We start from the raw sequence: 7,619 nt of genomic DNA on the forward strand, positions 1-7,619 counted from the left end.
AGGCCCTCGCGGCCCTGGCCGTGGCGGCGAGACTGGCCCGCGGGCGGCGCCGGCTGCCCCCGCTGGCCCCGGCCCCTCCGCTTCCCGGCCTCACGGTCTCGGTCGTGATCCCCGCGAGAGACGAGGAGCGCCGGATCGGCCCGTGCCTGGAGGCCGTCATGGCCGATCCGGCCGTGACCGAGGTCGTGGTGGTGGACGACGAGTCCGCCGACGGCACCGCGGCCCTCGCGGCTTCGTACGGCGCCCGGGTGGTGCGGGGCAGGCCGCTGCCGTCCGGGTGGGTGGGCAAGCAGTGGGCGCTCGACCAGGGGCTCAGGGAGGCGCGCGGCGAGGTCGCCGTCACGCTCGACGCCGACGCGCGGCCCAGGCCTGGCCTGGTCGGCGCGCTGACGGCGGCCCTCGACCGCCACGACCTGGTCAGCGCCGGGCCGCGGTTCGTCTGCGACGGGCTCGCCGAGCAGGCGCTGCACGCGTCGTTCCTCGCGACGCTCGTGTACCGGTTCGGGCCGATCGGGCCGCCGTCCCCGCCGGCGCCCCGCCGGGTCGTGGTGAACGGCCAGTGCCTCGCCTTCCGCCGGGACCGGATGCTCCGCGCCGACGGCTTCGCGCGGGTGCGCGGCCACATGACCGACGACGTGGCGCTGGCCCGGACGCTCGCCTCCGGAGGCTGGTCGGTGGGGTTCCTCGACGCCGGCGACCTGCTGGAGGTCGACATGCACGAGTCGGCGGGGGAGGTGTGGCGGGAGTGGGGGCGCTCCCTGCCGCTGGCCGACGTGACGTCCCCGGCCTGGCGGGCCGCCGACCTCGCCGTGGTCTGGCTGACCGCCGCGCTGCCCGTGCTGCGGCTGGCCGCCGGCCGTCCGACCCGGCTCGACCTCGCGCTGCTCGCCGTACGGGCGCTGCTGACGGGGGCCCTGCGGGGCAGCTACGCGCGTCCCGGGCCCGGGGTGGCGCTGTCGATCCTGCTCGACCCCGCCACGGCCGTCCGGCTCACGTACGCGACCCTGCGGCCGGTCCGCGCCTGGCGCGGCCGCGCCTACCCCGCCCGTCCCGTCCCCCCGGCCGGCGGCGAGCGGCCAGGGCCGCCATCCCGAAGCGCAGCCCGATGACGCACATGAGCGCGCCTGTCAGCGCGACGTGCGTCAGCGGGGCGAACAGCGCCTGCAGCACAGGTGTGGCGAACACGCCGGCGCGGGCGCCGGCCGCGAACGACCGGGCGGCCAGGCCCACGCCCACAAGCAGGACGACGGCGAGGGCGAACGCGGGCGGGCACACGACGGCGAACCCCCCGGCGAAGGTCAGGATCGAGCGGCCGCCACGGAAGCGGGCGAACAGCGGCCACGCGTGCCCGATCATTGCCGCCGCCACCGCCGCGTACGCCACCGGGACGCTGGGCCCGGCCACGACCCCGAGTCCCGCCGTGTGGGCGCCGCTGACGGCGAGCCCGAGCAGCCCGGCGAGGACGCCTTTCAGCATGTCGCCGGCGAAGACCGGCGCCGAGGCGCGCGAGCCGGCCCGCTCCCGCACGTTCCAGAAGCCCGGGTTGCGGTCGCCCACCTCACGCGGGTCGAACCCGTGCGCCCGGGCCACCAGCACCGCCACCGGGACCGAGCCGAGAAGGTAGCCGCCGATGACCGCGACGAGCAGGGGCACCATCGTGACGTTTCACCTCATCAGGTATGCGGGCCGGGGCGCCATGCGGCACATGGCGTTCGACCGGCCGGTGCTGCGGCGCACCGAGGGGCTCGCGTTCTGGCGGCTGCTGGGCACCGGGCGCGGGCCGTCGATGACGCTGGGGGCCGACCTGCGCCGGTGGGCGCTGCTCGCCGTGTGGCGGGACGAGACGGCCCTGCTGGAGTTTCTGGACCGCTCGCCGATCCCGGCGCGCTGGCGGGACGAGGCCGCCGAGTCGTGGCACGTGCGGCTGGAGCCCCTCGCCTCCCGCGGCCGCTGGAACGGGACCGACCCCTTCGCCGGCGCTCAGCCGCGGGACGGGACGGAAGGTCCGGTGGCCGTGCTGACGCGGGCCTCGATCCGGCCGTCCCGGCTGGTCGCGTTCTACCGGTCGGTCCCCGGCGTCGACCGGCTGCTGCGCGACCAGGACGGCTGCCTGGCCTCGGTGGGCGTCGGGGAGTGGCCGCTGGCCCGGCAGGCGACGTTCTCCCTGTGGCGGGACGCCGCGGCCGTTCGCGCCTTCGCCTACGCCGGCGCCGCCCACCGCGAGGTGATCCGCCGGGTCCGCGCGCACGACTGGTACGCGGAGGAGCTGTTCGCCCGGTTCAGGCCGTACGCCAGCGAGGGGACCTGGGACGGCGCCGACCCCCTCGCCCGCTGAGCGCCCGCCCGTCACGGGACCGGCCGTACGGCGAGGTGGTCGCGCACGCGCGCCACCACCTGCCCCTCGGCGAGGTCGCGCGCCACGACGCAGGCCCGCGCGATCGTCGGGGCGCGTGAGGAGCCGTGCGCGACGACCACGGTGCCGGTGAGGCCGAGCAGGGCCGCGCCCCCATGGCTCTCCGGGTCGTAGCGGCCGGCCACCTCGCGCAGCGCCTCCGGGGAGGCCCCGCCCGTCTCCGCGAGGAGCCGCAGCGTGGCGCGCACCGTACCCTCGACGTTCTTCAGCACCACGTTGCCGGTGAAGCCGTCGGTCACGATCACGTCGACCGTCCCCGCGAGCACGTCGTCGCCCTCGACGTTGCCGTGGAACCGGAACGGCAGCCAGCGCAGCAGCTCCTCGGCCCGGCGGGTCAGCCGGTTGCCCTTGCCCGGCTCGGAGCCGATCGACAGCAGCCCCACCGACGGGTCCGGGACCGCCAGCACGAGCTGGGCGTACGACGCCCCGAGCAGCGCGAACTGGGAGATCATCTCGGCCGTCGGGTCGGCCGTGGCGCCCGCGTCGATCAGCACCGTCGCCCCGCCCGTCGCCGACGGCAGCGCCACCGCGAGGGCCGGGCGCAGCACCGGCGGCGCCGTGCCGAGACGGGCGACGGCGCACGCCGCGACCGCGCCCGTCGAGCCGGCCGAGACGAACGCGCCGCCCGCGCACTGCCGGACCAGGTCGAAGCCGACGGCGAGGCTGGATCCGGTCCTGGCGATCGCGCCGGCCCCGCGTTCGGTCATCGGGACCACGTCCGCCGCGTGGGCGACGTCGATCTCGCCGGCCGCGCCCAGCGCGGCCAGCTCCCTGCGCACCACGCCGGCCTGGCCGACCAGCACGATCCGCACGCCGTGCTCGCGGTGCGCCTGCACCGCGCCGCGCACGACCTCGGCCGGTCCGTGGTCGCCGCCCATCGCGTCCAGCACGACCGGCTGCGGCGTGCGGTCGTCCCGCCGGATCAGCTCCCCGATCTCCTGCGCGATCGCGTCCTCGGTCTCCTCGGCCTCGTCCGCCTCGCCGGACCCGGAGTCGCCGGCCTGCCCGCCGGTCTCCTCGGGCTCGTACGGCTCGAACTCGGGATCCATCACGGCACCTCCGTCCGCCGCTCGGCCCTGCCCGCCGCCGACGCGGCCAGCAGGTGCCGGGCGAAGATCGCCGCCTTCCGCCGCCGGGGGACGCGGGCCCGCCCCCCGAGAACGTCGTGGCCCGCGGCCTCCACCTCGTCCAGGATTCCGCCGTACAGCTCGTACGCCGCCCGGACGCACGGGCGCGAGGACGGCGCGAGCAGGGCGATGCCCGGCTCCGCCAGCCGGTAGTGCTCCCGGGCGCGGTCGATCTCGAACGCGACCAGCTCGCGCACGGCGGGCCCGGCCCGCCCGGCGGCCAGGTCGTCCTCCCGCACGCCGAACTTGTCCAGGTCCGACAGCGGCAGGTAGACGCGCCCCCGGGCCAGGTCCTCGACGACGTCCCGGATGAAGTTGGTGAGCTGGAAGGCGAGCCCGAGCTGGCGGGCGGGCTCGCGGGCCGCGCCGGCGGCGCCCGGCAGGGGCTCCAGCAGGGGGAGCATCATCGTGCCGATGACGGCGGCCGACCCCTCCATGTACCCCAGCAGGTCGTCGTAGGTCTCGTACCGGCTCACGGTGAGGTCGGCCCGCATGGACGCCAGGAACGCGTCCACGTCGCCGAGGGCGATGTCGAAGGCCCGCACGGTGTGCGTGAACGCGGGGAGCACGGGGTCGCTCACGGCCTCGCCCGACAGGGCGGCGGCGAGCCGGGAGGTGAGCCCGTCGAGGGCCGTCGCCCGGTCGCCGGTCATGTCGAAGGAGTCGACGATCTCGTCGGCGTACCGGGCGAAGCCGTACAACGCGTGGACGTGCGGCCGCTTCCACGGGGGCAGCAGCCGGGTCGCCAGGTAGTAGGAGCGGCCGTGGGCGGCGTGCAGGCGGCGGCAGCGCTCGTAGCTGGTGGTCAGCGTCGTCCCGAGCGGGGGAGCCGGCGCGGCCGGCGGGGTGGACGGCGTGGACGTCATGGGCGGCTCTCCAGGATGCGCTCGGCGGCCAGCCGGCCGCTGATCAGCACCGGCGGCACGCCGACCCCGGGCGCGGTGTACATGCCCGCGAAGTGGAGGCCGGGGACGCGCCGGGCCGTCCCGGACGGCCGGAACCAGGCCGTCTGGGTGAACCGGTGGTCGAGGGCGAACGGGGTGCCCGCCGCGTGGCCGCGCCGCCTCCAGGCGGGCGGGTCGAACACGAGCCGGGGCGCGCCGGACAGGTCGCCGTACCCCAGGGCGGCGAGCCGCCCGAGCAGGCGGTCCACCAGGCGGGGGGTGAGCCGCTCCCAGTCGCCGCCGCCCCGCAGGTTGGCGGTGGGCTCCAGCACGCTGAGCGTGGCGTGGCCGCCGGGCCCCGCCTCGCCGTCCGTCTCCGGGCAGGTCACCAGCAGGCTCGGGTCGGGCTGCGGCCGGCCCGCCTCGAGGGCGGCGAACGTGGCGTCCCACTCCTTCCCGAAGTGCAGGGTGTGATGGGCCTGGCCGGGCGGCCGCCGGTCGAGGCCGAAGTGGACCACCAGGCACGACGGCGAGAAGCGCGGCCTGCGCAGCCGCCAGTCGCCGGCCGGCCCGGGCAGCAGGCCGCGGTGGGCGTTGGCGAGGTCGCAGGCGACCACGACGTGGCTCGCGGCCAGCCGTTCGCCCGTGTCCAGGCGGACGCCCGTGACACCGGAGCCGTCCGTCTCGACCCGGGTGGCCCGCACGCCGTACCGCATCCGGGCCCCGGCCTTCTCCGCGGCCGACGCCATGGCCAGGGGGATCGCGTGCATGCCGCCCTGGCGGGGGAAGTACACGCCGCCGACCGTGTCCATGTGGGCGATCACGGCGTAGACGCCGAGGGCCCGCCGGGGCGACAGGCCCACGTAGAGGGCCTGGAACGTGTGGGCCCGCACCAGCCTGTCGTCGGTGAGGAAGCGGCGGACCAGCCGGTCGAGGCTGCGGAAGCCGCCCATGCGCGCGAGCGCGGCCAGCGCCCGGGGCTGGACCAGCCCGCGCAGCCGGGTCATGTCCCTGTCGATGAAGGCGCGCCACTCGACCTCGAACATCGCCGACAGGTGGCGGCGGAACCGGCGGTACCGCTCGGCCTCCGTCGGCCCGCACAGCGCCCGCACCCGGTCGGCCATCGCGTCCGCCCCCGCCACCATGTCCAGGTGCGACCCGTCGGCGTAGGTCAGCCGGTAGAACGGGTCGAGGCGGCGCAGGGGCAGCCAGCGGTCCATGTCCTCGCCGGCGGAGGCGAACGCCTCGGCCAGCACCCCCGGCATGGTCAGCACCGAGGGCCCGGTGTCGAAGCGGTACGGCCCGAGGACGGCGCTGCCGCAGCAGCCGCCGGGGGCGTCGCCCGCCTCCACGACCGTCACCTCGCGGCCGGCGCCGGCGAGCCGCATCGCGGCGGCCAGGCCGCCGAGCCCGGCCCCGATGACGACGACGGGGTCCCCGGCGGCCATCAGGCGCTCCGCCGGGCCGCGGAGGCCGCCAGGCCGAGGAGGGCGGCCGCGGCGTCCGGCGGGACCGCGGCGCCCGCGAGCGCCTCGCCCGCCCGGTCCACCAGCGCGGCGATCCTGCGCTCGACCTCCTCCAGGGCGCCGGTGGCGACGATCAGCTCGCGGGCCGCCTCGGCGCCGGCCTCGTCGCGCACCCCGTCGAGCAGGCCCCTGCCGCACGCGCCCGACCGCTCCCTGGCGACGGCGAGCAGGTAGGTCCGCTTGCCCTGGATCAGGTCCGCGCCCGCGGGCTTGCCGGTGCGGGCCGGGTCGCCGAACACGCCGAGCACGTCGTCGCGCAGCTGGAACGCCTCGCCCACCGGCAGCGCGTACGCGCTGAGGACGGCGCGCAGCGCGGGATCGCCGCCGGCGATGGCGTGGCCGAGGTGCAGGGGACGCTCGACCGTGTACTTGCCCGACTTGTACGTCGAGATCAGCACGGCCTGCCGCCGGTCGCCCGGCCCCCGGGCGGCGCCCGCGATGTCCAGGTACTGCCCGGCGATGATCTCCACGCGCAGCTGGGTGAACACCTCCATCGCTTCGGCGAGCCGCCGGCGTCCGGTCAGCAGCGCCGCGTCGGCCCAGGTGAAGGCCAGCATCGCGAGCAGCGTGGCGGCCGACTCGCCGAAGCGCCGCGAGCCGCCCGACCAGCCCAGCTCGCGGTGGCGCTCGGCGAGCCGCAGATGCGCCGCAGCCCGGCCGCGGCGGGTGGGGGCCTCGTCCATCACGTCGTCGAGGAGCAGCGCGCACGCGTGGAGCAGCTCGACCGCGCACCCGGCGGACAGCACGGCGTCCAGGTCGCCCTCCGAGCCGCCCGCGGCGCGGTGGCCCCAGTAGACGAACGACGGGCGCAGCCTCTTGCCGCCGCCCGTCACGAAGTCCACGAGGAAGCTCCGCACCGTCTCCCGGTCGGGCTCGTCCAGGAAGTCCAGGCGGCCCATCTCCCGGGCGAGGAGCTCGTCCAGGTGGCGGTCGACCAGTTCGCGCACCCGGTCGGCCTCCCGGGTCAACGTCACCATCCGCGCAGCTCCTTCGACTCGGTTCCGGCGATCGGGTGTGCCATCAGTAGGGTTTTCGGATCTCGCCGCTCGGGCGGTTGCATCGCCTCCCGAGTCCCGGCCGGGCCGCCGGAGCGGCCGGACCGGTGGCACGCGGGCGCCGTGCATCCGCCGGGAGGTCGCGCGCCGAAACAAGGCGAGGGGGCGAGGGCCTCGCGGGCGGGACGGTCCCGGGCCGCGCGGGCCGGTAGGGCCGGTAGGGTACGACGCGCTCGGCACGACCGCCGGCAGTGGCAGGGTGCGGCCACCGTGCGGCGGCAGGCGGCGGACGCCCTGGGACGGCGTGGACGGCGTGGACGGCGTTGGTCGGCATGACGGACGGTGGACGGTGACGGACGAGAGCGGGCCCGAGGCCGGCGGCGCGCCGGTCTCCGACGAGGACACCGGGTACGGCATCGGAGCCGTGGCCCGCAGGCTCGGCGTGCCCGCGCCGACCCTGAGGACCTGGAACCTGCGCTACGGCATCGGCCCCAGCAGGCGCAGCCCGGGCGGGCACCGGCGCTACGACGACACGGACCTGCGGCGCCTGGAGGAGATGAACCGGCTCATCCACGCAGGCGTGCCCCCCGCCGACGCCGCGCGTCAGGCCCTGCGGATCCGTCCGGCCGCCCAGGGCCCCGAGCCGGCGCGCCCCCCGGCCGCGCCGCCCGAGC

8 protein-coding genes are annotated in these 7,619 nt (G+C 77.2%); 3 read left to right on the forward strand and 5 right to left on the reverse strand.

The window, feature by feature from the left end; all coding sequences use genetic code 11:
* Positions 1-1,109: glycosyltransferase (locus tag MPTA5024_RS38520; protein ID WP_036333779.1), on the forward strand; the 1,109-nt coding region annotated here is incomplete at its 5' end.
* Here the strand turns inward: MPTA5024_RS38520 and MPTA5024_RS40500 are convergent.
* Complete coding sequence (locus MPTA5024_RS40500) at positions 991-1,656, reverse strand: glycerol-3-phosphate acyltransferase (RefSeq protein ID WP_157099950.1); 666 nt, start codon at positions 1,654-1,656, stop codon at positions 991-993. The genes MPTA5024_RS38520 and MPTA5024_RS40500 overlap by 119 nt on opposite strands.
* Between MPTA5024_RS40500 and MPTA5024_RS38530 the strand changes: the two genes are divergently transcribed.
* Positions 1,631-2,335: a hypothetical protein gene (locus MPTA5024_RS38530; RefSeq protein WP_036333489.1), complete on the forward strand. Its 705-nt coding sequence runs from the start codon at positions 1,631-1,633 to the stop codon at positions 2,333-2,335. The two genes, MPTA5024_RS40500 and MPTA5024_RS38530, sit on opposite strands and share 26 nt — an antisense overlap.
* Before the next feature lie 11 nt (positions 2,336-2,346).
* Here MPTA5024_RS38530 and plsX read toward each other — a convergent pair whose 3' ends face one another.
* From plsX to MPTA5024_RS38550, 4 genes are all read right to left on the reverse strand, one after another.
* On the reverse strand, positions 2,347-3,291 hold the full coding sequence (gene plsX, locus MPTA5024_RS38535) for a phosphate acyltransferase PlsX (protein ID WP_084370369.1): 945 nt from the start codon (positions 3,289-3,291) through the stop codon (positions 2,347-2,349).
* A 170-nt stretch (positions 3,292-3,461) separates the two neighbouring features.
* Positions 3,462-4,406 carry a phytoene/squalene synthase family protein gene (locus MPTA5024_RS38540; protein WP_051459195.1) on the reverse strand — a complete coding sequence of 315 codons (945 nt, stop codon included), beginning with the start codon at positions 4,404-4,406 and terminating at the stop codon, positions 3,462-3,464.
* Positions 4,403-5,872 carry a phytoene desaturase family protein gene (gene crtI / locus MPTA5024_RS38545; RefSeq protein WP_036333491.1) on the reverse strand — a complete coding sequence of 490 codons (1,470 nt, stop codon included), beginning with the start codon at positions 5,870-5,872 and terminating at the stop codon, positions 4,403-4,405. Before crtI ends, MPTA5024_RS38540 begins: the two co-directional genes overlap by 4 nt.
* Complete coding sequence (locus MPTA5024_RS38550; protein WP_036333493.1) at positions 5,872-6,927, reverse strand: polyprenyl synthetase family protein; 1,056 nt, start codon at positions 6,925-6,927, stop codon at positions 5,872-5,874. The genes crtI and MPTA5024_RS38550 overlap by 1 nt, the downstream gene beginning before the upstream one ends.
* A 367-nt stretch (positions 6,928-7,294) precedes the next feature.
* Here MPTA5024_RS38550 and MPTA5024_RS38555 point away from each other — a divergent pair.
* Positions 7,295-7,619: MerR family transcriptional regulator (locus tag MPTA5024_RS38555; RefSeq protein WP_036333496.1), on the forward strand; the 325-nt coding region annotated here is incomplete at its 3' end.

It is taken from the genome of Microbispora sp. ATCC PTA-5024, assembly GCF_000511135.2.
GTDB classification, from domain to species: Bacteria; Actinomycetota; Actinomycetes; order Streptosporangiales; family Streptosporangiaceae; genus Microbispora; species Microbispora corallina.